Origin of the sequence: Streptomyces javensis, from assembly GCF_039525925.1 — a bacterium.
Taxonomy (GTDB): Bacteria; Actinomycetota; Actinomycetes; order Streptomycetales; family Streptomycetaceae; genus Streptomyces; species Streptomyces asiaticus.
In genome coordinates this window covers 1-1,526 of sequence record NZ_BAAAIF010000231.1, presented here as the reverse complement: position 1 = coordinate 1,526, position 1,526 = coordinate 1, and the positions used below count along the sequence as shown (strand labels likewise).

1 protein-coding gene is annotated in these 1,526 nt (G+C 65.4%); it reads left to right on the top strand.

The genetic code is table 11. The features are described 5' to 3' along the window. Nucleotides 1-1,526 (top strand): condensation domain-containing protein (locus ABD329_RS47705; protein WP_344318272.1); only part of this gene is annotated, 1,526 nt, incomplete at both ends.

Sequence of the window (1,526 nt, the reverse complement as noted above, 5' to 3'; positions counted from 1 at the left end):
CTCACCCCCCGCCAAGTCTTCCAACACCAAACCCCAGCCGCCCTGGCCACCACCGCGACCATCATCCCCACCACAGTTCCGGCCCGCCACGAAACCGGCACCGGCACCCTCCCCGCCACCCCCATCATGCGAGAACTGTTCGAACAAGGCGGCACCTTCACCACCTACCACCAATCAGTCCTACTCACCGTCCCCGCCAACCTCGACCAACAACGCCTCACCACCGCCCTCCAAACCGTGATCGACCACCACGACATCCTCCGCCTCACCCTCAACAAAACCGCAGACGACTACCAACTGCGGATACCACCACCGGGCAGCATCAACGCCGCCAACCTCCTCCACCACACCGACCTCACCGGCCACCCCGACCTCCCCACCGCCATCACCGAACACCAGACCACGGCTCAAACCCGCCTGGACCCCGAACACGGCGTCATGCTCCAAGCCATCCACCTCACCCTCGGACCCACCACCCCCGGACGACTCCTCCTCCTCGCCCACCACCTCGTCATCGACGCAGTCTCCTGGCGCATCCTCACCCCCGACCTCACCCACGCCTACCACCACCCCAACACCCCCCTCGAACCCGTCCCCACCTCCTACCGCACCTGGGCCCACTACCTCACCCAACAAGCCCACCACCCCACCCACACCACCACACTCCCCCACTGGACCCACACCCTCCAACCCCACACCAACACGCCACCCAACCCCGGCCCCACACCCATCCCCACCAGCCAAATGCTCCACCACACCACCACCCTCCCACCCGAACACACCCAACCCCTCCTCACCACCACACCCACCACCTACCACGCCGGCATCAACGACATCCTCCTCACCGCCCTCACCCTCACCCTCAACCACCTCAACAACACCAACACCACCCTCATCAACCTCGAAAGCCACGGACGCCACGAACTCACCCCCCACCTCGACCTCACCCGCACCATCGGCTGGTTCACCACCCTCCACCCCACCCGACTCCACCCCGGACCCGCCACCTGGCACGACATCACCCACAACACACCCCACCTCGGCACCGCCATCAAAACCATCAAAGAAACCCTCCACACCACACCCCACCACGGCACCAGCTACGGACTCCTCCGCCACCTCAACCCCACCACCAAAACCACCCTCACCCACCTCCCCCAACCCCCCACCACCTTCAACTACCTCGGCCGCTACACCCCCACCACACCCACCAACCCCACCACCCAACCCTGGCCCCACGCACCCGAAACCACCCCCCTCAACGGCAACACCGACCCCCACCAACACCACCACACCCCCCTCGAAATCAACGCCCACACCCAAAACACCCCCCACGGACCCCAACTCACCACCACCTTCACCTACAACCCCCACCACCACACCACCCACCACATCACCCAACTCGCCCACCACTGGCACACCGCACTCAAAGCCCTCAACACCCACACCCAACACCACACCGGCGGCCGCACCCCCTCCGACCTCCCCCTCCTCAACCTCACCCAACACGACATCACCAACCTCGA